Origin of the sequence: Streptomyces canarius (assembly GCF_014650735.1) — a bacterium.
GTDB lineage: Bacteria > Actinomycetota > Actinomycetes > Streptomycetales > Streptomycetaceae > Streptomyces > Streptomyces olivaceoviridis.
In genome coordinates, this window is sequence record NZ_BMVN01000085.1 from 1 (window position 1) to 18,662 (window position 18,662).

The window sequence follows — 18,662 nt, forward strand, 5'->3', positions numbered from 1 at the left end:
GGGGAACAGCACGCCGCAGTCGACGATCAGCAGCTTGCCCGCGTGCTCGAAGACGGTCATGTTGCGGCCGATCTCACCCAGGCCGCCCAGGGCGATGACCCGCAACCCTCCTTCAGGAAGAGCAGGGGCGGCTTTCAGTTCGGGGTGCGGATGACTCATACCCTGACGGTACCCGGAGAGCGGGACAGGGTGATCCATGGCCTGCGGGATCCGAGCGCTCGGTACGACCCGCCGACGACGTACTGGCGCGCGTCGGCCGCCGGCCGGGGATGGTGCGTTGCTGATGCCGAGGGGTCTGTCTCGACAGGGGCGTGCCGACCAGGCCCGTCACTGTTCCGACCGTCCCACGGGGGAAGTGATCGGCACCGAGGTCTTCCCGGCCGGCCGGAGTGGAGGGGACCGGATCCATCGGGCCGGTCCTGGCCCGCCGCATGCCGGCCCAGGACGTGGAACGACGTGAACCGGCCCTGCCCGACCGGACCGACCGTCGCCGGCGCGGCACGTCGGATCCGCTCGCTGCCCGGAACGCGGCCCGGGCGGTCAGGGCCCGCACACGCGGCGGGGACGCCGAGGACGCCGTGGCCCAGGCCATCCGCATCACCCTGAGACAATCCCGAGCGGCTGAATCCGAGGCGTCCTTCGCCGCTCACCGAGTACTCCTCGGGCCGTCGGACCTCGCGTCGCCCCAACCAGGCGGCGACCGGCAGGCCAACGCCGCCCTCCGTTATAGGGGCGTCCGTGAGACGTGAGAGGGTCTGACGCGTGAGTGAGACACCGTCGAACACCCTGCAATACCGCTTTGACGGGCCAGAAAAGGCGCCCGTCCTGATCCTGGGACCCTCTCTGGGTACCACATGGCACAGGTTGTAGAGACCGTCTGTCGGCGTCCAGGTCAGTCCAAGGTGACCGCACAATTCCAGGTCAGAGCATTTTGGTCCGGGGGAGTCGACGCAGTCGGTGACAGGTGTGTGATAGCGGTGTTCGACGAGAAGCCTCGCCGGTGCGGTCCGACGGGGCTTCTCAAACAGGTGCGTGCAACGTCCGTCGAGGTCACCGTTGCGCCCGGCTTCTCCCCTCCTGAGCACCCGAAGCAACGAGGGGGCGACGCCGCCGCTCTGACGGCCGAGGCACAGCCTGTCACCCAGGGACTCTCCGCGCCCAACCGGGAGACACCCTTCGCTGCTGCAAAGCCAACCGCCTTTGAGGAGTGTCTACGGCACGGCATGTCTCTCCGAGGCCGGGCGGACCGCGAACCGCGTCCACGCGACCGACCCAGCGTCGGTGAACTCGGTGCGTGGTCGTGCGGCCGACGTACTGGAAGCGGTCGCGTCCACGTCACACCAGATCCCTTCCACCAAGAAGGGCAGGCGTGCGGGTCTCACGCGAACCCGTCTCCTCGTCATCGACCAGGGGGGTAACGCTCCGCGACCGCTTCTCAAGATAAATGTCCACGCCTGCAGTTGCACACGTCATGGTTCAGGACGGCATCCGCAGGGCGAGCAGGGCCACGTCGTCGGTGTTGCCGGGCGGCATGCGGTCGAGTAGCTGATCGCACAGGGTGTCGAGCGGTTCGTGGGCGAGGGCGAGGGCGTGGTGGCGCAGACGGGTGAGGCCGGTGTCGAGGTCGCTGCCGGGGATTTCGATCAGGCCGTCGGTGTAGAGCAGCAGGGTGGAACCCGGCGGCAGCGACTGCGCGGCGTTCGGTCGGCTGCCGACGGTGCTCGAACCGGCGCCAAGGAGGAGCCCCTGCCCGGCTTCGAGGTACTGCGCCTGTCCGTCGTGGGCCAGCAGGAGGGGCGGCGGATGCCCGGCGCTGGTCCACCGCAGCGTCCATGGGCCGGTGTGCGGGCTGCCTTCGAGCAGGGCGAGGACGAGGGTGGCCATGGGGACGGTGGTGATGGCGGGCAGGGCGTCGTCGAGGCGGTCCACGACAGCACCGGGTGGGCCGGTGCGGTCCCAGGCCAGTGACCGCAGGATGCCGTGCAGTTGTGCCATGCCGGCCGCGGCGGTGAGATCGTGACCCACGACGTCGCCGATGACCAGCGCGAGCGTGCCGTTCTTCAGCTCGAAGGCGTCGTACCAGTCGCCACCGACCTGGGAGCCGGCCGGGGCGGGCTGGTAGCGGGCGGCCAGTTGCAGGCGGCCGAGCCGGGGCAGCGGGGCGAGCAGGTTGCGCTGCATGGCCTCGGCGACGGCGCGCTGGCGGCCGAACCGGCGGGCGTTGTCGATGACCAGGCCGACCCGGCGGCCGATGTCGCCCACCACTTTCAGATCGTCGGTGTCGAAGGGGGACTCCGGGTCGGTGCGCACCAGCGTCAGGGCGCCGGTGACCTGACGGGCGGAGCCCAGCGGCACGGTGATGGCGGATGTCGCGCCCACCGCCCGCAGGAAGCCGCTGTGGACGGCGGCCAGGGCAGAGCCGGCCGGCTCGGTGACGTCTGCTTCGCGCTGCAGGACGGGATCACCGCCGTTCAATACCTGGACGAGCGGAGAGTGGGCTCTTCCCACCTCCGTCTGGGGCAGGCGCTCGCGCCAGTCCTCCTGCGCGGCGTGTCGGCCCCCCGGGCCCGTCACCGCCACACGGTGGACCTGTCCGGTACCGACCCGCAGGTCTACCGCCGCCCAGTCGGCCAGGCGGGGAACCAGCAGGCGGCCCAGCCGGGCGAGGGCCTCGTCGATCTCGAGTGTCTGACCCAGCACGTCGGTGATCTCCGCCACCAGCGTCAGCCGCTCGGTGCGGTCCTCCAGAGCCCGCGTGTAGGCCGCACGCTCCCGGCGCGTGCTGCGGTCGCCGGCGGCGTCGGTCAACAGCACGGCCATGCCCTGGAAGGCGCTGTCGTCCTTCAGAGGGGAAGCGGACCAGGAGATCGCGGTCAGACGGCCGTCACCGCGCAGACAGATCTCACCCTCCCCCCGTGCCTCGGCTCTCTCGGCCAGGGACCGCAGTAGCGGGCACTGCTCCCGGGGCACCGGGCCGCCGGCCGCGTCCCGGTGCAGCAGGTCGTGTGCGTCCTCGCCCCGCATGGCGGCGGCGGCACGGCCCAGCAGGCGCTCGGCGGCCGGGTTGGCCGCGAGAATCCGTCCGGTGGGGTCCACCACGATGAGGGCTGTGCCCAGCCGTCGGACGACCTGCCGCCAGAAATCCGGCTCGGCCGTCGACCGGCACCGCCCTTCATCTCCCATGTCCTCCATGCCGCCTTTCCAGCCATGCAAACCCTCGCCGGAAACCGCGGACGCGTTGGCAGGCCGACACACCAGCGGATCGACGAGTGCGGAGTTGACAACGATCGGTACGACCTGCATCAACGCTATGCCCGAGCGGCAGGGAACGGGCTCGTCTCGACCGGTCTAAGTCGTACTGCCCATGAGTACGCTGGAGTTACCGAGGACCCTTCGGACACCGGCCTTCATGTCTGTGTCGTTCTCGGTGATCCAATACGCCAGGCCGGTTCCGGTCGGCCTGAGGCAGGGTTCGCGTCATGACTGCGACCATCTCCCGCCCGGCTTCACCCGAAGGCGGGCTCGCCCCCGTCCCTCGCCTCACGCTCGCTCCCACCGGTTTCGCACCGGCCCTGCTGGACGGCGCCTGGTGGCCGCGCTCGCGCGACCGCGTTAGCCACCTCACGTGAGAGAGGTGCCCGGCGTGGGAGGCAGCCTACGTGCAGGGGCACCGTCATCCACCCGCACCGGCCTGCTGCAGTGGGTCAACCGCGGCCACCACCCGCCGGTCATCATCCGCTGCATCCGCTGGAGCGTCCAGCTCGCCTGCCGACGGGCCCTCGCGTGCGGCCACGCCTCCGATGCCCCGGACGGTGCCAACGGTTCACTCCCTGGTGCGACGTCGCTGCAGACATCGGGGCGGCCACTGTGCTGGGCAGTGTCCGAAGGGAACGAGAGGCAGTTGGCTCGGCGCCGCCTTGGGAACTGCTGAGACCGGGCCGCAGGTGGGGATGCGCTTGGAGACGTCTGCTTCGTCTGCCAGCGGCAACGCAGGCTCATTGTCTAGTGCTCTGACCGCATAGGTTCGCCGGGTTGGTCAGGCCGCAGCGGCAGCGCGGGAGCGTCCGCCCCAGTGGATGCCCTTCTCGCTGCGGATGCGGGCGCGTTCCTTGCGTTCGGCGGCAGGCTTGTGGAGCGATCCGCGCGCTTCCACGGCAGAACGGAGGCCGGCCCGTGAATGGGCCGGACCCCAGCAGGCGGGCACTGCTGAGGGAAGGACATTCGTGTATTTGTCCGGATGTGTTTGCGATGGAGGGGCGGAAAGGGCCAGAGTCGGAGGGGGGACAGGAGGCGACCGTGACCGTTCTCGCGATGTTTCTTCTCATCATCGGGGCGCTTCTGATCCTGCTCGGGACGGTCCTGGTCGTCGTCGGGGTCCTCGTGATCCTCATGGGGATGGCCCTGATCGCCGTTGCGGCCTTCCTGCTGATCCGGAGAGTGCTGGGGCGCCGACAGTAGAAATGGCAAGGCCGAGGGGGTGTCTGTGCGTCCGGTCAGGCGGTGCTGTGGTGTGACCTGCGCCCGAGGGTGAGGCCGGAGAGGCGGGACCGGATGAGGCCCAACGCGTCGAGCTGCCGTTGACGCCTGGCTAGGCTGCGGTTTCTGTGATGAGGACGGCGGTGGTGGCCGGGCCGGATGTGTCGGTGGTGGCTGCGTCGGCCCGGACGGCGCGCGCGGCACACCCGCCGACCGGTACGCTCCCGACCGCTGGCCGACCGCGACATCCGCGCCGTCGCCCGCGCCTTCCCGGCGCTGTGCGTCCTCACGCTCGCCCTGCCGCTCGCGGTGGGCTGGGCCATCGGCGGTACGTGGCTGTACAACGTAACCGCCCTGCTGGGGGCGGGACTTGTGCGCACCGCGCTTTTTGATTGCGCGCAATGACCGAGTTCGGCTCCGCACACAGTTCGTGCTCTTGTGATGCTCGCGGGACGCTGGATTTGCGATTGCGCCCATCAATGAGGGGAGCCGTGAGGCGGCGCAGCCCCGCCGGGAAGCCGACGGGGCTGTTCCGGCAGTTGCGTTTCACCGGATCACTGCAGCCGGGCACCGGGACAGGGCTCTGGAGTACGCCGCCGGCGCCGGTGCGTCATGCTGGGGCGCTGCCGATACGGGCTCGCCGCAGTGGCGCTCCTGCTCGGTGGAGACTGGCGAGTGCTTGCCGGTAGGAGGCGATCAGTCCGGTTTCCAGATAGTCGACTCCCAGGTCCTGGCAGTAGCGGCGGACGAGGGGCCGGGCCCTGCGCAGGTGCGGGCTGGGCATGCTGGGGAACAGGTGGTGTTCGATCTGGTGGTTCAGGCCGCCCAGGGCGAGGTCGGTGAACCAGCTGCCGCGTACGTTCCGTGCGGTGAGGACCTGGCGGCGCAGGAAGTCGGGGCGGTCGTTGCCGGTCAGGATCGGCATGCCCTTGTGGTTGGGGGCGAACAGACAACCGAGGTAGAGGCCGAACAGGCACTGGTGGACGGCCAGGAACGCGATCGCCATGCCGGGTGGGAGGACGAGGAACACTGCGGTCAGGTAGGCGGCGGTGTGCCCGTAGAGCAGCGTGCCGTCCAGGGCGCGGTTCTTCAGGGTGCGGTCGCCAAGTGCTCGCGCGCTGGAGACATGAAGGTTGACCTCTTCGAGCAGGAGCAGGGGAAGAAGAGGAACGCCTGCCAGTGGCCGAGGAGCCTCGGCAGTCCGGTCGCGGCACGGGCCTGGTCCTGGGACCACACGAGCAGGTCGGGGTCGAGGTCCTCGTGGTTGGGGTTGGCGTGGTGGCGGGTGTGTTTGTCCTGCCACCATCCGTAGCCCATCCCGATCGCGGCCCCTGCGATGCGGCCGGCCGTCTCGCTGGGCCGGCGCCGGCGGAAGACCTGGCGGTGGGCGACGTCGTGGGCGAGCAGAGCCACCTGGCCGAACATCATGGCGAGGAACGCGGCGACCGCCAGGGTCCACCAGCCGGCGCCGATGACGACGAACGCGCTCCAGCCCCCGGCGTAGGCGACGGCCACGGCGATGGACCGGACGGTGTAGTAGCCGGGGCGCCGGTTCATCAGGCCGGCCTCGGCGATCTTCTTGGACAGGCGGGCGAAATCACTGCCGCCTGCGGGGGGAGGCGGGCGACGGGGAGGGGTGTGCGCGGTCATGCTGTCGGCGTGTCCTTCCTGGCTGACGGGCCGCATCCGGTCGGGCGGTGTGCGCCGGATGCGATGCCGTAGCCGGGTACCCGCATTCCTGCCTTCGGACCGGCACCCTGGTGCTCGTCGGCCGGAGCCTGCGGATGTCGCCGGGCTCTGACGTCGTGAGATCCTCCCCGGAGGGTGGCCGCTGTCGATGAACCTGCCGCGCTGGCAATCGGGGCGAAGCGGCATGGAAGGGATATAAGACACTAGCCTCGGGCCATGGTGACGCGTACCCGGCTGTATCACGACGGCACTCTGGTCCTGGAGGACTTTCCCGTCGGTGACGTCCCTGCGCATCTCGCTGATCCGGCGTCGGTCCTGTGGCTGGACCTGCACCGGCCCGGAGCCGCTGAACTCACCATGCTCGGTCAGGAGTTCGGCATCCACGAACTGGCTCTGGAGGATGCCGCCCAGCGTGGACAGCGGCCGAAACTCGACCGCTATCGCACCCACGAGTTCCTCAGCGCCTACGCCGTGACCGTCAGCCCGGACGGTGCGCAGCTGACGTACAGCGAGATCGCCGTATTCCTCACCAGTCAGGCCATGATCACCGTCCGCAAGGACGACGGCCTCGACATCGAGGACGTCGTCGCCCGCTGGGACGAGAGCCCGGACCTGGCCGGCCACGGCGTCGGATTCCTGCTGCACGGCCTGCTCGACCATCTCGTGGACGGACACTTCGCCGCCGTCCAGCAACTGGACGACAGCATCGAGGAGCTGGAGGGCCTGCTCTTCGCGGCCGGGCGCCGTGAGATCGAAGCCGTGCAGCGCCGGGTCTTCGCACTGCGCAAATCGCTCATCCGGCTGCGCCGCGTCGTGCTTCCGATGCGCGAGGTGGTCAACGGGCTCATGCGCCCCGGCCTGCACCTGATCACCGACCCTCTCGTCCCGTACTACCAGGACGTCTACGACCACGTGCTGCGTGCCACCGAGTGGACGGAATCACTGCGGGACCTGGTGGCCTCGGTCATGGAGACGAACCTCTCGGTCCAGGCCAACAGCATGAACCTGATCATGAAGAAGGTGACGAGCTGGGCCGCGATCATCGCCGTACCCACCGCGATCACCGGCTACTACGGCCAGAACCTCCCCTATCCCGGCTTCGGTCACGAGTCGGGATTCATCACCTCCGCCGCCGTCATCGTGCTCCTGTCCGCATTGCTGTATCTGACGTTCAAGCGCAAGGACTGGCTCTGACCGGCATCGGCACCGGCGACCAGGTCCCGATGGCAGGAAACTACCTGGTCATCCCGGGCTTTTCGGGCCGGTGAGCGGAGTAGTGTGAAGACACCGGGAGTTTTTCGCGCACCGGCTCCGCTGCGGGTGCCGTTTCCGGTGATCGACAGCGCCGGGCCCCACCTACGAGCCCGGGGACAGGTCCGCGCCATGGCCGTGACCATTGACCGTACGACATCGAGAAGGCGCACGCCGCCGCCGGCGGCCCGGCTGTCCCTGATACCGGCGCCGGGCGGGCTGGACGGCATGTGGTGGCCTCGCTCCCGTGCCCTCACGCGTGAGCTGCCCACCCTGACGGTCGCACTGGGCGAACATTGGGGCCGCATCACGGGTGTCACCGTGCACCCGGCCTACTGGCCCGTCCTGCCGCACTGGGTGTCCGTCGCCGGGCGTACCGTGCAGGTGGGCTGGTCCACCGAGGAGCAGGATCCGCACAGACTCACTCTCTTCTCCGCTGACGGCCGCCGCGACGTGCTGGTGATTCCGCCGGAAACCGGTGCGGACGCCGCCGCGCAACTGATGGCCGGCGACGGCATCGATGTCCCGGCCCGGGAGCAAGCGGCAGACAGGATCGATGCACGAAACAGGGAAGAAGCGTGGGAGACCGACGGCGGAGCAGGCCGACCGTCGTCCCTGCCCCGGTCCATCGGCTCGGCGGGGCCTTCGCCCGCCGGTCGGCGGAGGTGAGATCCCGTGCTCGTCATCGCCGTGGCCGTGCTGGTCGTCCTGATCGCCGTGGGAGTCGTTCTGATCCACCAGCTCAACGGTCAGCACGACGAACGGATCGCTGCCTTCCACTACAGCGATGTTCTGCCGGGGATCGGGCGTCGGCCCCGGAGGCGCCGTCGGTCGACGGTGGACGCGAGCGTTCCGATGCGCCTCACCGCGACGGCTGCCGCGGATGACATCGACTTCGGCCCGACGGACGGCAGAGGAAGGCGCGTCATGGCGATATTGCGAGACCGGAAGACGTACCGCGAGAGGATCATGCAGGCTCTGTACCGAGCCGCCGAGGGCAATCGCCTCCTGGGCGTCGATGGGGCGAAGCTCCGCACCGACCTCGGCATCCCTGAGCAGGACATGGCCGCTGCCTGCATGTACCTGGCGGGCGAAGGCTGGGTCGTCGTGGACTGGGGGAGGGGCAACACGCCCGCGATGATCACGCTGACGCACCAGGGGATCCGGCAGATGGAGACGGAAGAGGAAGGGCGTGGCTGAGCCGCCGCGTCGCTTTCTCGGACCGAAGCGAACCCTCGCAAGGATTGTTCATGTCGGATTAGTCCCTTTGGCGTAACGTGGAAAGCGGGTCGGCGCACGCTCACGTGCAATGACCCGGAAGGGCGGCTCCGGCGGGTATACGCCGGAGCCGTTGCCCGTTTCCGTAACCGCGCCGTGCGGTGAGGTGCTCGCGCGAGCGTCGTGCGGAGTACGGTGAGCGAGCAGGGTCGTACGCGGTCGCATGCTCTGCGGTCGCACTGACCTTTACGACGGGCGGACATCATGGCCGACTCGGACACCTCCGATCATCTCCCCCGGCTCCTGCCGGACGCCGTTCACCGGTCCGTGAGACCGGGGACGGCCCTGCTGAGGCTGGAGACGACGCACGCGCGCGAGGGAATCCTGGACGGCGCATGGTGGCCGCGGTCCCGGGACATAGGTGCCGAGCTCCCCTCGCTGATCTCCGCGTTGACCGAGCATCTCGGGCCCATCGCCCGGGTCGGTCTGGACGGGAGCGCCTGGGACGGACTGCCGACCCGGGTGATGGTCGACGGCCGAGTCGTCCACATCGATTCCTTCCCGGTCGGTGACGACACCGTCCTCGTCACCCGGGGCGACCGGGACCATTTCTCCCTGATGCTGGTCCCTCCGGACACGTCGCCCGACGCGGCACGCGCCGCGATGGCCAGGGCCGTACGGGCCGACAACGTCACCGAGGCCGGACAGATCCTCATCGATACGGGCGGTGACACGCCGCCTACGCCGGCCTGACGCGTCCGTCGCGGATCGACTCCCCGTCGGCCTGGACCCTAGATGCGGGCGAACTTCTCGGTCTGCTGGGCGAATTCCTGAGCCATGGCGGCGCTGACCGTGGGCCTGGTGTCGCGGATCGTGTCCAGGTAGTCGTCGGTGGTGGGCGTGGTCCGGGTTCCGGTGTCGAACGTGCGCTCGAACTGGGCCTGGGAGACGGTTCGCGCCGCATGGGCGATGTCGGCGGGGGTGAACCCCTCGCTGGAGGACGCGAGTACCGCGCTGTCGGCCTGCGCGCCCGCTCGGGCCAGGTAGCTCTCCCACAGTGCGGTCCTGGCGGTGTGGTCGGGAGGGCCGATCGGGAGGACGTAGTCGAAGCGGCCGTGGCGCAGGAACGCGGAGTCGAGCGTGGTGACGTTGTTCGTGGCGCAGACGAGCAGCCGCCCGTCCTGGCTACGGAACCGGACGATCGCTTTGAGCAGTTCGTTGACGACGCCGACAGCGGTCGCGTCCGCGCCGCCGCGTTCGCCGGCGATCTCCTCGACCTCGTCGATGAAGACGAGGACGTGGTCGAGCCGGGCGATCTCGTCGAAGCGCCGGTTGAGCCCGGTCGCCAGGCCGTACTCGGCGGCCAGACGGGCGGGGAACAGTTCGAGGAAGGGCCACCCCAGGCGGCTGGCGATCGCGTGCGCGAACGTGCTCTTGCCGGTCCCGGGCGGGCCGAACAGCATCACCGCCCGTGGCAGTTCCACTCCGTGCTGGGCGGCCAGTTCGGGATGGGCCAGCGGCAGGACCAGGCGCCGCTCGATGAGCAGCTTCTCCCGTTGCATGCCCGCGACCTTCTGCCACAGTCCCCCCGGCGGCAGCTCCGCTCCGAGCGAGGACAGTGTGCCGGCCGACTGCGGGGTCACCGGCCCGCGCTTTTCGAAGAAGACCAGCCCGGGGCGGGCGCCGAAGTCGCAGTTGCGCAGGGCGGTGGCACCGGTCTCGCCCTCGGGCAGGACGGCGTGCACCGCTCGGACGCCGACGGCGAAGAGCCGTTGCTCAAGGGCGGTGACCAGGGCACTGCCCAGCCCGCGCTGCCGCCAGCCGGGCGCCATGCAGATGCGCAGGATCCATGCCCGTTCGCCCTCCACCCTGCTCACCGCGGCGCCGATCAGCACGTCGTCGGCCGTGGCCACCACAGCCGGGTGGCGGGCCTGGAGAGCCGTCACGGCGTCCGAGAGAGGGAAGAGCGGCGGCACCTCGGTCGTGCCGCTTTCCATGTCGACGCGGATCAGCGCTTCGAGATCGTCCTGGGTGTAGTCCCTGACCCGCCAACCCGTCATGACCAGCTCCGCGTGTTCGGCCGTACTCCCATCATCAGCCGATACCCGGAGGACGCGCGCGACTGGCGTCGGCCGCGAGTCCGCTCTGGTGGCACGGATCGCTCGGCCGCACCACCACCGCGGTACGCGGTGATGGTGCGGGCCGTAGTCGGGTCATGCTGCGGTGCCGGGCGCGGTGCCGGCCGGACTGAGAGGCTTGTCGGTGCGGCCGTCGCCGGCCAGTGGTGCTGCCGCGGCGGGTGCGGCGGCCGCGGTTTCCCGGGCGAGGAAGGAGCCGAGCTCGCCGATCGTGCTCATGAGGGGGGCCGGGAAGACGACGGTGGTGTTCTGATCGACACCGATCTCCACGAGGCTCTGGAGATTGCGCAGTTGGAGCGCCAGGGGGTGGGCCATCATGGTGTCCGAGGCGTCGCCGAGCGCGGCTGCGGCCAGGGACTCGCCCTCCGCGTTGATGATCTTCGCTCGCTTCTCCCGCTCGGCCTCGGCCTGGCGGGCCATGGCGCGCTTCATGGTGTCGGGCAGTTGGATGTCCTTGAGCTCGACCAGGGTGACCTGCACACCCCAGTCGACGGTGGTGACGTCGAGGATCTGGCGGATGTCCAGGTTGATACGGTCCGTCTCCGACAGCGTCTCGTCGAGTGTGTGCCGGCCGACGACCTTCCGAAGGGTGGTCTGGGCGATCTGGTTGATCGCCGCGTTGACGTTCTCGACGGCGACGACCGACTTCACGGCGTCGACGACGCGGAAGTAGGCGACCGCCGACACGTCGACGCTCACGTTGTCCCGGGTGATGATGCCCTGGGACTGGATCGGCATGGTGACGACCCGCAGCGACACCCGGTGCAGGGTATCGACGAACGGGATGATGAACCGCAGTCCTGGGGAGCGTGTTCCGACGAGTCGGCCGAAGCGGAACAGCACTCCCTTCTCGTACTGCTTGACGACCTTCACGGACAGGGCGAGAGCCAGGACGGCCAGGAGGCCGATCACGACGATGAGAACGATCACGACTTGCATGTGCTGCTCCTCGGGACGAGGACCACCTGGGGCGGGGACCCGCCGGTCGAGACCTCTGCATGGGCCTGCGTCGGTTCGTGAGACAGCGCCGAAACCCGTCGGTACGAACCGCGCCGACGGCCGGCGACCTGGACGGTGTTGGTCGCAGGGGGTTGTGCCGTGTCGGTGCTGCGGCGCGGGCCGCCGGGCAGCGCGCGACTGAACCGGTGCACGGCGATCCTTTCCGCCTGCTCGAAGTCGAGCCGGTGGATCACGAACGCCGCCGCTGCGATGAGGACCAGGAAGACGCTGGTCGTCAAAAAGGTGCTCATGTCTCACATGCCGATGATCAGGCGACTGACGCGACCGGTCTGTGCCGGATCGGCCGCAGAGGAGGGGCCGCTCTCGTACTTCCCTGGCTCGTCCGGTTCGAGCGGCCGGTCGGCAGCGGAGACGGCACGCTGCGTCTCGTCCGCGGCGATGAGAGCGCTTGCGGTCAGCGGCGGACCGTCGTAGTCGGACGCGGCCGCCATCAGGTGGGCCGCCGACTCCGCCCCGGTCTCGGGTGGGATGACCAGCAGATCCCAGCGGCCGGTTCCGTAGGAGAGCAGCAGCAGCTTGTGCGGGTCGATCTCCGGCGTGAACCAGCCGACCTTGACGACGTGACCGCCCACGGCAATCTCGTGCGGGATGACCGGCCAGTACTTCGGGTTGACGGCGATGCGGGTGATGCGGCCCCACAGGGGGTCCAGCACATCGGTCAGTGCGGGCAGCTCGCTCGGCAGGTCCCGGGAGCGGGGCCACCAGGCACCGTCCAGGAGGCCGCGCGACGTGCCGTCGGTCTTCAGCGCGAGACGCGCGGCCAGGGCGGCGGCGGGCTCGTGGTGTGGTAGTGGTTCGTGCAAGGTCGCCGACATGATGCGGACCCGTCTCCGGGCCGCCTTCGCGGCGACCCGGGTTTCATCTCTCGCCGAGAACGACCCGGCGTGGAAGCCGGTGTGCGAAATGCCCTCGGTGCTGTCAACCGTACTCCGCACACGCCGGGGCGGTTGCGGAGGCGACGCCGCGTTCCGTGGAGCGGCTGTCGATCCCGGCGGGAGAGGGCCGAGGGCGCTGGGGCACGTCGCATGCCGGCCACCGGACCGGTCTCACGCACGACGGCTGGCGTGTCCTGGCCCAGCGCTCCTTGGCTGTGGGACGTGTTCCTCGTGGTCCGTCCAGCCCGCCGCTCCCCATCAGCCCGCCGGGCGTCGGCGAGGAGTGTCCTGGTGATTACGACGCCGCGGACGCTCTGATCGCCGATGCCTGGTGGCCTGGTTCCCGCGACCTGAAGGCGGAGCTTCCGGCATTCAAGGGGCGCCGCCTGCGGCCCGAGCCGTCGCCGTCAGACCTGACCCCGGTCACCAGTAATGGCGTCGACCCGCGACGGCGTGCCCCATCGCGCCGAGGATCCACAGGATGGCTCCGACGACCGCCAGGATGATTCCGATGGTCCACAGGATGGATATCCCGGTGAGGAAGCCGATGACGAGCAGGATGATGCCCAAGACGATCATGGTGTCTCCCTTGGGGAGTAGGGCCGGTCACCTGCGGACTGCGAACGACCGCAGGGGCGTTGAGCAGGGGAACGGTCGGTCTCTTCCTTTACTCCGCACGGTGGGGCTTGTGGCGGGCGACGTGCAGGCGGACTTCGGTGGGCATGTCAGGGAGGCCGGTGGACCGGCGTGCGGTGCGGAGCGGGCCTTCGCAGAGGGCACCGAGAGTGGCGCCGGGCGCGCCCTCGGGGGTGAGGGTGAGTCCGACGTGGGTGTGGTGGTGGGCAGGTCGGCCGGTGATGCGTACGGTCGCGTCGTCGACCCCCGGCAGGGCACCGGCTTCGGTCGCGATCGCGTCGGCGAGAGCGCGGTCGCGCAGTTCGACGCCCTCCTGCGGGGGTGTGCCGCCGACGGGCAGTGAGCCTGGGCGGCGTCGGCTCAGCTGGGCGAGCAGCCACCACAGGGCGAGCAGGGCGGTGAGGACGAGGGCGGCGATGACCGCGGGCCACCACCACCAGCCCTGGCCGCTCCAGCGGGCCCGGTCGGCGGCGCCGAGCAGGACGTCGGCCGGGGCGGTCAGGGGCCAGCCGGCGGGCGGGACCAGATCATGTCGCCGGTAGAGGTCGAGCCCGGCGAAGAGAATCAGCAGTCCGCCGCCGAGCAGGACCAGGCCGGCGAGGGCCAGCAGGCTGCGGTTGAGCGCGGATCGCGGCGTCATGGTGTGGGCTCCGGTGCTGCGGGTTTCGGTCAGTCGGTGCGTCGCCGCAGGCGTACGACGATGCGGGGAGGACGGGCGAGGGCCAGCCGGTCGCGTTCCTCGTCGAGGGCGGCGGTGAGGTCGTCCTTCACCCGCTGGGGATCGCGGAAGCGGACGTCCGCGCGCGCTTTGATGCGGTGGCGGCGCACCCGGATGTGCGCCGTGCCAACTCCGGGGACCCGCATCGCGGCGTCACGTAGCAGGTCGGCGGCCCCGTCACGGTCCAGGGAGGCCCGCAGCCGGGGGCAGCCGACGGGTGAACGCAGGGGCAGCCAGTGCCGCAGGCCAGGGGTGAGGGCCAGGACGATCAGCCAGACACCGACGGCGGCGGCCACGGCGGCTCCCGTGAGCATCCACACGTCGTCCACGGGGCGGGTGGCCAGTTCGTCGGCCAGATGCCGTCGCCAGGCCGCCGCCGGGCGTCCCGCCCGTACGGCGATGACGTCGACCAGCGCCGCGACCGCCGCCACGAGGATCACCGAGGCGACCAGCGCGGCCGGGATGCGGCGCGCGGACCACGGCCGGTGGGTTCGGTGCCCGCCCTCGCGCTCACCGGCCGTGCGATCAGGGCCGGACACGTCGCGTTCGGGTGGATCGGGCTCCTTCGTCAGCGGCACCGTGGCGCGGTGCGCGGACGGCGCCGAGCCGCGCGCGGGAGGACCGGGGTCGGGTGTCATCGCGCTCCTCCTTCCTGCTCGGCGTGCCCGGCGCCCCGTGCCCCGGGGCCGCTCACCGGACCCGCCCCCGGCTCGCTTCGGCGGTGGTCACCAGCCGCCGGACGGTGAGGGTGACCTCTCCCACCCGCAAGCCGGTCAGCTGGGCCACCCGTTCGGCGACGTCCTGCTGGATCCGCTCACAGACCTGGGGGATGTCGGTGGGGTAGGGCAGGTCCAGAGCCAGGTGCAGGCGCACCGATCCGGTACGGACGGCGGCGGAGGCGCTGGGTGCCGTCGGCCCGCCCCGGTCCGGCGGTACGGCTGCACGCCGCGACTGGGCCGTGCGGGCCGCCTGCGTGGCGATACGGGCGACCACCCTGTCCGGGATGACGGTGGCGCCCCGCTCGGCCGGGGGCGGCAGGCCGGCGGCCGGCGCCGGTGGGCCCGACGCCTCGCCGGCGGAACCGGGCCGGGCCTTCACCGCCGCCTCCGTGTCCGGAGGTCGAGGTCGCCCTGCAGGACGAGTCCGGCGATCAGGCCCGCCGTACCCAGGACCAGAACCAGCAAGAATGCCCAGAAGCCGCCGAAATAACCGGCGAAGCCCAGGGCCATGCCCGCCGCGAGGCCCGTCGTTGCTGCGTTCATCATGCACTCACCCGTCTCGCGCACGTACGTCATCGTGCGCGCGATCTACCGCGCCCTCACCGGGCCCGGCGGTGGATCACCTCACGCGGCCCTCGTCCGGTGCGGCCTCTTCCTCCTCGTCGGGCAGGTGGACGTCGTCGACGGCGATGTTCACCTCGACGACCTCCAGGCCCGTCATCCGCTCCACGGCGCTGATGACATTGGTGCGGACGGCGCCGGCGACGTCGACGATGGAGACGCCGTACTCGACGACGACGTCCAGGTCCACGGCGGCCTGACGCTCGCCGACCTCGACCTTCACTCCTCGTGTGACGCCTCCGCCCCCTCCACCGGGAACGCGTTCCCGCATGGCGCCGAAGGCGCGGGCCATCCCCCCGCCCAGACTGTAGATGCCCGGTACCTCGCGGGCGGCCATGCCCGCGATCTTGGCCACTACGCCGTCCGCGATGGTGGTCTTCCCCCGTGTCTCGGCCGGAGCCCCGGCCCCGGTACGGCCCTTCAGCGCGCTCACGCCCGCATCGGGCCTGCCGCCCCCGCCGACGCTGGTGATGTTCTCCGTCATGGCGGTCGCCTCGATCGGTCGGTCGGACACCGGTGTGGCGTCCGTCGAAGGGTTGGACATATCGGGCGCCACATTCCTCACGTGTGCGGCATGTGATGTGAGTCACAGAAGCCTGGTGGGTACACGGGTGGTCCGAAGCCTCGTTGCGGGGGCGTCATGATCGAACACGCTGTCCCACCATCGCCGGAACCCGACCTGCTGGGTCGCGGCCTGCCGGACGCGCTGCTGGCCGTACAGGCGGCCGAGGGGGACGAGGACTCTTTCGCCGTCCTCGTCCGGCGGCACGGTTCGCCCCTCCTCGCGCTGGCCCGCTGCATGCTCGGAAGTCCCCAGGACGCCGAGGAGGCCGTTCAGGACGCCTTCGTCAGCGCCTGGCGGCGACTGCCGGAATTCCGGCACAGCGCGGAGTTCGGCACCTGGATGTACCGGATCACCGTCAACCGATGCCTGACCCTGCGCCGACGCCGACCGCCGCCCCTGTCGCTGGACGTCGTCGTCGAGCCCGCGGCGGGAGACGCCTGGAGCCAGCCCGCCCGGTGCGCCGAACAGGACGCGGCCACTGCCGCCCTGTCCCGTGCGCTCCGCGATCTGGACGCCGGGCAGCGGCTCTGCTGGGTCCTGCGGGAGGTGCAGGGCCTGTCGTACAAGGAGATCGCCCATGTGACGCGGGCCACTGAGCCGACCGTGCGCGGCAGGCTGTTCAGGGCACGCCGATCCCTGCAGGAGGCGATGGGCCCATGGCGCTAGACGACCCGCACTCGCGGCCCTCAGACCCGCCCGAAGCCGACGGGCCCCCGTTCCAGGGCGATGAGGTACTCCCTTGCGGCCGCCTGCTCAGCCGGGTCTGGGAACAGGAGTATGACGCGCTGCCGGCCACGGACCCGCACACCGTCTCCTGTCCATACTGCCGCGAGGCAGTCGAGGCACTGGCCACGGTGGACGCGGCTACCCGCGCGCTGCGCGCCGAGCACGCACCCCGCCTGCACGCCCTCACCGACCGCGTCATGAACATCGTCAGGGCGGAGGTACGGCTCGGGCGTCTACTGCCTCTGGCAGACCCGGACCGGGACCTGCGGATCGCCGAGAGCGCCGCGGCGAAGGTCCTGCGGCGGGCCACGGACACGGTCCCCGGTGCCAGGGCGGCGGGCTGCCGTCTCGCACCCGAGGGGGAGGGCACCGACGTACGGGTGACCATGACCCTGGCCGCCGCTCTCGACCTTCCGCTGCCCGACCGGGTCCACCAGGTACGCCGAGCAGTCCTCCAGTCGGCCGGACAGGACCTGGGTCTCGCCGTGTCGGCCGTCGACATCACCGTGGTCGACGTACTGGAGCCGTGGCCGCCCCTCGGCCCCGGTCTCGCGACCGGCGGGGGCACGTGATGACCGCCACCGGCACCACCGCGCTCCTCGGCGTCGCGGCCGAGGCGGCCCTCGCGGTCCCTGGCGTGGCCGGCCTGCAACCCCGTCTCGCCCACCGCCTCGCGGCAGCCGCCGCGCCTGCTCGGGCGAACACCGCGCCCCACCGCACGCCGCCCGAGGCCGGCGTTCGCGCCGACCGGGCGCCGGGCGGTTCGGGATGGCACATCGAGGTGCGCTGCGTGTTGACCGAGGGACGGCGGGCGCTGGACATCGCCCGGAACGTCCACGACCGGGTGGCTGCCGCCGTCATCGCTCACCTCGCCACCCACGGTGTAGCGGAGCCGGTCACCGTCTCAGTCACGGTGACCGGTGCCGCCGCCTGACACGACGCGGCATGAGCAAAGGCGCGGGCACGGACCCCGCGAACCGTCGCTCCGCCGCCTCCTGCGCTGACTGCGGCGACGGGCGGCCGGCGCCTCGTGCTCCGTTCAGCCCATAGCCGCAACGGTCCGTCGCCCCCAGACGAGGAGTACCCTGGTGATTACCGAGAGCATTCCGTAACACCGGCTTCCACGCCGACGTCGTTCTCGGCGATTCACGACAACCGGGTCGGCCACGACCGACCCGGGGTTGGGTCCTTGCCATGACCGCGACTGCTCTTTTGACGCCCGCGGACGAGGACCGGACTCCTTGTTCGTCGCCCCTCCGACTCGTCCTGGCACCCCTCGGAACCGCTCCGGCACTGATCGACGGTGCCTGGTGGCCCCGCTCCCGCGACCTGACGGCGGAGCTTCCGGCACTCATCGCGGTCCTCGACCCACTGTGGGGCCGGATCACCCGGGTAACGGTGAATCCCACGTTCTGGCCCGTCATCCCGCGAAAGGTGCCCGTTCACGGGCACGTGGTGCACGTCGGCTGGTTCGAGGCCGAACAAGACCCGCACAAGCTGCTGCTGCTCTCCTACACCGTCGGCCGCTGGGACCTGCTGGTCATACCGCCGGACACAGAACCGGCCACCGCGGCCCGGCTCATGGCCACGGCCACCGACCCGTCGCGGACCCTCACGGCGACCGGCCTGATCCATGAGGGCGAGCGCTTCCGGACCGTGGCAGAGGAAGCGGCCGACCGGGACTCGCTCCGGGAGGCGGTCTGGGACTCCGAAGGCGGACATGCCGCACGTACCCCTGCCGCAGAGGTCATCGAGCACGTGCCCACCCCGGTGGTAGGGATGTGACAGGCAGGGAGAACGTCACCACGGTGGGCATGCTGCGGATGCGGCTGCTCACCACGCACAGATATCCGCCCTAGTACTCCAGCAGCATTTCGCTATCTTGCCTGGTCAGAGGCATCGTCGGGAGTGTAGTTGGCTGATGGTCCATCAGGGGCGGTCTTGCTGGACCGCCCCTCCAACGAGTGGCATCGAGAACTGTCGGAGCGGTGATGCGGGCAGCCTTCCCGC

The 18,662-nt window shown here is 70.5% G+C and carries 21 protein-coding genes and 2 pseudogenes; 10 read left to right on the forward strand and 13 right to left on the reverse strand.

What is annotated here, in order from left to right:
• Nucleotides 1–210, reverse strand: a pseudogene (locus IE294_RS43600) (RNase J family beta-CASP ribonuclease); the annotation flags it as partial.
• 1,266 nt (nucleotides 211–1,476) lie between these two features.
• Nucleotides 1,477–3,183, reverse strand: a complete 1,707-nt coding sequence (locus IE294_RS43605) for a SpoIIE family protein phosphatase (RefSeq protein WP_229918047.1) — start codon at nucleotides 3,181–3,183, stop codon at nucleotides 1,477–1,479.
• A 296-nt stretch (nucleotides 3,184–3,479) separates the two neighbouring features.
• Between IE294_RS43605 and IE294_RS48605 the strand changes: the two genes are divergently transcribed.
• Both IE294_RS48605 and IE294_RS43610 read left to right on the forward strand, forming a co-directional pair.
• The gene (locus IE294_RS48605; protein WP_229918049.1) at nucleotides 3,480–3,629 is read left to right on the forward strand and encodes a DUF5994 family protein; all 150 of its coding nucleotides are present in this window, start codon (nucleotides 3,480–3,482) and stop codon (nucleotides 3,627–3,629) included.
• Between the two features lie 667 nt (nucleotides 3,630–4,296).
• Nucleotides 4,297–4,458, forward strand: coding sequence for a hypothetical protein (locus IE294_RS43610; RefSeq protein ID WP_189894897.1), 162 nt, complete (start codon nucleotides 4,297–4,299; stop codon nucleotides 4,456–4,458).
• Between the two features lie 628 nt (nucleotides 4,459–5,086).
• Here the strand turns inward: IE294_RS43610 and IE294_RS43615 are convergent.
• Nucleotides 5,087–6,126 (reverse strand): annotated as a pseudogene (locus IE294_RS43615) (fatty acid desaturase family protein).
• A 255-nt stretch (nucleotides 6,127–6,381) separates the two neighbouring features.
• On the opposite strand from IE294_RS43615, the gene IE294_RS43620 reads away from it, so the two are divergent.
• The 4 genes from IE294_RS43620 (at nucleotide 6,382) to IE294_RS43635 (ending at nucleotide 9,387) form a co-directional block, all read left to right on the forward strand.
• Entirely contained in the window at nucleotides 6,382–7,359 is a 978-nt protein-coding gene (locus tag IE294_RS43620) for a magnesium transporter CorA family protein (RefSeq protein WP_189894898.1), read from the forward strand.
• Nucleotides 7,360–7,548: 189 nt separating this feature from the next.
• Nucleotides 7,549–8,085 carry a DUF5994 family protein gene (locus tag IE294_RS43625; RefSeq protein WP_189894899.1) on the forward strand — a complete coding sequence of 179 codons (537 nt, stop codon included), beginning with the start codon at nucleotides 7,549–7,551 and terminating at the stop codon, nucleotides 8,083–8,085.
• A gap of 258 nt (nucleotides 8,086–8,343) precedes the next feature.
• Entirely contained in the window at nucleotides 8,344–8,616 is a 273-nt protein-coding gene (locus tag IE294_RS43630; protein WP_053707538.1) for a hypothetical protein, read from the forward strand.
• Nucleotides 8,617–8,898: 282 nt separating this feature from the next.
• The gene (locus IE294_RS43635) at nucleotides 8,899–9,387 is read left to right on the forward strand and encodes a DUF5994 family protein (RefSeq protein ID WP_189894900.1); all 489 of its coding nucleotides are present in this window, start codon (nucleotides 8,899–8,901) and stop codon (nucleotides 9,385–9,387) included.
• 38 nt (nucleotides 9,388–9,425) lie between these two features.
• On the opposite strand, the gene IE294_RS43640 is transcribed toward IE294_RS43635, so the two are convergent.
• The 10 genes from IE294_RS43640 to IE294_RS43685 form a co-directional block, all read right to left on the reverse strand.
• The gene (locus tag IE294_RS43640) at nucleotides 9,426–10,694 is read right to left on the reverse strand and encodes an ATP-binding protein (RefSeq protein ID WP_189894901.1); all 1,269 of its coding nucleotides are present in this window, start codon (nucleotides 10,692–10,694) and stop codon (nucleotides 9,426–9,428) included.
• Nucleotides 10,695–10,847: 153 nt separating this feature from the next.
• Nucleotides 10,848–11,711: a slipin family protein gene (locus tag IE294_RS43645; protein WP_189894902.1), complete on the reverse strand. Its 864-nt coding sequence runs from the start codon at nucleotides 11,709–11,711 to the stop codon at nucleotides 10,848–10,850.
• Nucleotides 11,699–12,022 (reverse strand): hypothetical protein, encoded by a 324-nt coding sequence (locus IE294_RS43650; protein WP_189894903.1) that lies wholly within the window; start codon nucleotides 12,020–12,022, stop codon nucleotides 11,699–11,701. The genes IE294_RS43645 and IE294_RS43650 overlap by 13 nt, the downstream gene beginning before the upstream one ends.
• 3 nt (nucleotides 12,023–12,025) lie before the next feature.
• Nucleotides 12,026–12,607 (reverse strand): DUF5994 family protein, encoded by a 582-nt coding sequence (locus IE294_RS43655; RefSeq protein ID WP_229918051.1) that lies wholly within the window; start codon nucleotides 12,605–12,607, stop codon nucleotides 12,026–12,028.
• A 483-nt stretch (nucleotides 12,608–13,090) separates the two neighbouring features.
• On the reverse strand, nucleotides 13,091–13,246 hold the full coding sequence (locus IE294_RS43660; RefSeq protein WP_165951485.1) for a DUF6131 family protein: 156 nt from the start codon (nucleotides 13,244–13,246) through the stop codon (nucleotides 13,091–13,093).
• Between the two features lie 88 nt (nucleotides 13,247–13,334).
• Nucleotides 13,335–13,943 (reverse strand): alkaline shock response membrane anchor protein AmaP, encoded by a 609-nt coding sequence (locus IE294_RS43665; RefSeq protein WP_189894905.1) that lies wholly within the window; start codon nucleotides 13,941–13,943, stop codon nucleotides 13,335–13,337.
• Between the two features lie 29 nt (nucleotides 13,944–13,972).
• Complete coding sequence (locus IE294_RS43670) at nucleotides 13,973–14,659, reverse strand: DUF6286 domain-containing protein (RefSeq protein WP_189894906.1); 687 nt, start codon at nucleotides 14,657–14,659, stop codon at nucleotides 13,973–13,975.
• A gap of 52 nt (nucleotides 14,660–14,711) precedes the next feature.
• On the reverse strand, nucleotides 14,712–15,119 hold the full coding sequence (locus tag IE294_RS43675) for an Asp23/Gls24 family envelope stress response protein (protein WP_132782969.1): 408 nt from the start codon (nucleotides 15,117–15,119) through the stop codon (nucleotides 14,712–14,714).
• A complete protein-coding gene (locus IE294_RS43680; protein WP_189894912.1) occupies nucleotides 15,116–15,307 on the reverse strand; it encodes a hypothetical protein in 192 nt (63 codons plus the stop codon). The genes IE294_RS43675 and IE294_RS43680 overlap by 4 nt, the downstream gene beginning before the upstream one ends.
• Nucleotides 15,308–15,359: 52 nt before the next feature.
• Nucleotides 15,360–15,845 carry an Asp23/Gls24 family envelope stress response protein gene (locus IE294_RS43685; RefSeq protein WP_189894911.1) on the reverse strand — a complete coding sequence of 162 codons (486 nt, stop codon included), beginning with the start codon at nucleotides 15,843–15,845 and terminating at the stop codon, nucleotides 15,360–15,362.
• A 156-nt stretch (nucleotides 15,846–16,001) separates the two neighbouring features.
• Between IE294_RS43685 and IE294_RS43690 the strand changes: the two genes are divergently transcribed.
• From IE294_RS43690 to IE294_RS43705, 4 genes are all read left to right on the forward strand, one after another.
• Entirely contained in the window at nucleotides 16,002–16,592 is a 591-nt protein-coding gene (locus tag IE294_RS43690) for an RNA polymerase sigma factor (RefSeq protein WP_189894907.1), read from the forward strand.
• Nucleotides 16,583–17,224: an Asp23/Gls24 family envelope stress response protein gene (locus IE294_RS43695; RefSeq protein WP_189894908.1), complete on the forward strand. Its 642-nt coding sequence runs from the start codon at nucleotides 16,583–16,585 to the stop codon at nucleotides 17,222–17,224. Before IE294_RS43690 ends, IE294_RS43695 begins: the two co-directional genes overlap by 10 nt.
• A complete protein-coding gene (locus tag IE294_RS43700; protein WP_189894909.1) occupies nucleotides 17,224–17,586 on the forward strand; it encodes a hypothetical protein in 363 nt (120 codons plus the stop codon). The genes IE294_RS43695 and IE294_RS43700 overlap by 1 nt, the downstream gene beginning before the upstream one ends.
• A 260-nt stretch (nucleotides 17,587–17,846) precedes the next feature.
• On the forward strand, nucleotides 17,847–18,437 hold the full coding sequence (locus tag IE294_RS43705) for a DUF5994 family protein (protein WP_189894910.1): 591 nt from the start codon (nucleotides 17,847–17,849) through the stop codon (nucleotides 18,435–18,437).
• Nucleotides 18,438–18,662 lie beyond the last annotated feature (225 nt).

What these genes read in the sequence shown, in the direction of transcription:
- IE294_RS43605 (WP_229918047.1), bottom strand. Translation starts at nt 3,183, where the DNA reads ATGGGAGATGAAGGGCGGTGCCGGTCGACGGCCGAGCCGGATTTCTGG.
- IE294_RS48605 (WP_229918049.1), top strand. Translation starts at nt 3,480, where the DNA reads ATGACTGCGACCATCTCCCGCCCGGCTTCACCCGAAGGCGGGCTCGCC.
- IE294_RS43620 (WP_189894898.1), top strand. Translation starts at nt 6,382, where the DNA reads ATGGTGACGCGTACCCGGCTGTATCACGACGGCACTCTGGTCCTGGAG.
- IE294_RS43625 (WP_189894899.1), top strand. Translation starts at nt 7,549, where the DNA reads ATGGCCGTGACCATTGACCGTACGACATCGAGAAGGCGCACGCCGCCG.
- IE294_RS43630 (WP_053707538.1), top strand. Translation starts at nt 8,344, where the DNA reads ATGGCGATATTGCGAGACCGGAAGACGTACCGCGAGAGGATCATGCAG.
- IE294_RS43635 (WP_189894900.1), top strand. Translation starts at nt 8,899, where the DNA reads ATGGCCGACTCGGACACCTCCGATCATCTCCCCCGGCTCCTGCCGGAC.
- IE294_RS43640 (WP_189894901.1), bottom strand. Translation starts at nt 10,694, where the DNA reads ATGACGGGTTGGCGGGTCAGGGACTACACCCAGGACGATCTCGAAGCG.
- IE294_RS43645 (WP_189894902.1), bottom strand. Translation starts at nt 11,711, where the DNA reads ATGCAAGTCGTGATCGTTCTCATCGTCGTGATCGGCCTCCTGGCCGTC.
- IE294_RS43650 (WP_189894903.1), bottom strand. Translation starts at nt 12,022, where the DNA reads ATGAGCACCTTTTTGACGACCAGCGTCTTCCTGGTCCTCATCGCAGCG.
- IE294_RS43655 (WP_229918051.1), bottom strand. Translation starts at nt 12,607, where the DNA reads ATGTCGGCGACCTTGCACGAACCACTACCACACCACGAGCCCGCCGCC.
- IE294_RS43660 (WP_165951485.1), bottom strand. Translation starts at nt 13,246, where the DNA reads ATGATCGTCTTGGGCATCATCCTGCTCGTCATCGGCTTCCTCACCGGG.
- IE294_RS43665 (WP_189894905.1), bottom strand. Translation starts at nt 13,943, where the DNA reads ATGACGCCGCGATCCGCGCTCAACCGCAGCCTGCTGGCCCTCGCCGGC.
- IE294_RS43670 (WP_189894906.1), bottom strand. Translation starts at nt 14,659, where the DNA reads ATGACACCCGACCCCGGTCCTCCCGCGCGCGGCTCGGCGCCGTCCGCG.
- IE294_RS43685 (WP_189894911.1), bottom strand. Translation starts at nt 15,845, where the DNA reads ATGACGGAGAACATCACCAGCGTCGGCGGGGGCGGCAGGCCCGATGCG.
- IE294_RS43690 (WP_189894907.1), top strand. Translation starts at nt 16,002, where the DNA reads ATGATCGAACACGCTGTCCCACCATCGCCGGAACCCGACCTGCTGGGT.
- IE294_RS43695 (WP_189894908.1), top strand. Translation starts at nt 16,583, where the DNA reads ATGGCGCTAGACGACCCGCACTCGCGGCCCTCAGACCCGCCCGAAGCC.
- IE294_RS43700 (WP_189894909.1), top strand. Translation starts at nt 17,224, where the DNA reads ATGACCGCCACCGGCACCACCGCGCTCCTCGGCGTCGCGGCCGAGGCG.
- IE294_RS43705 (WP_189894910.1), top strand. Translation starts at nt 17,847, where the DNA reads ATGACCGCGACTGCTCTTTTGACGCCCGCGGACGAGGACCGGACTCCT.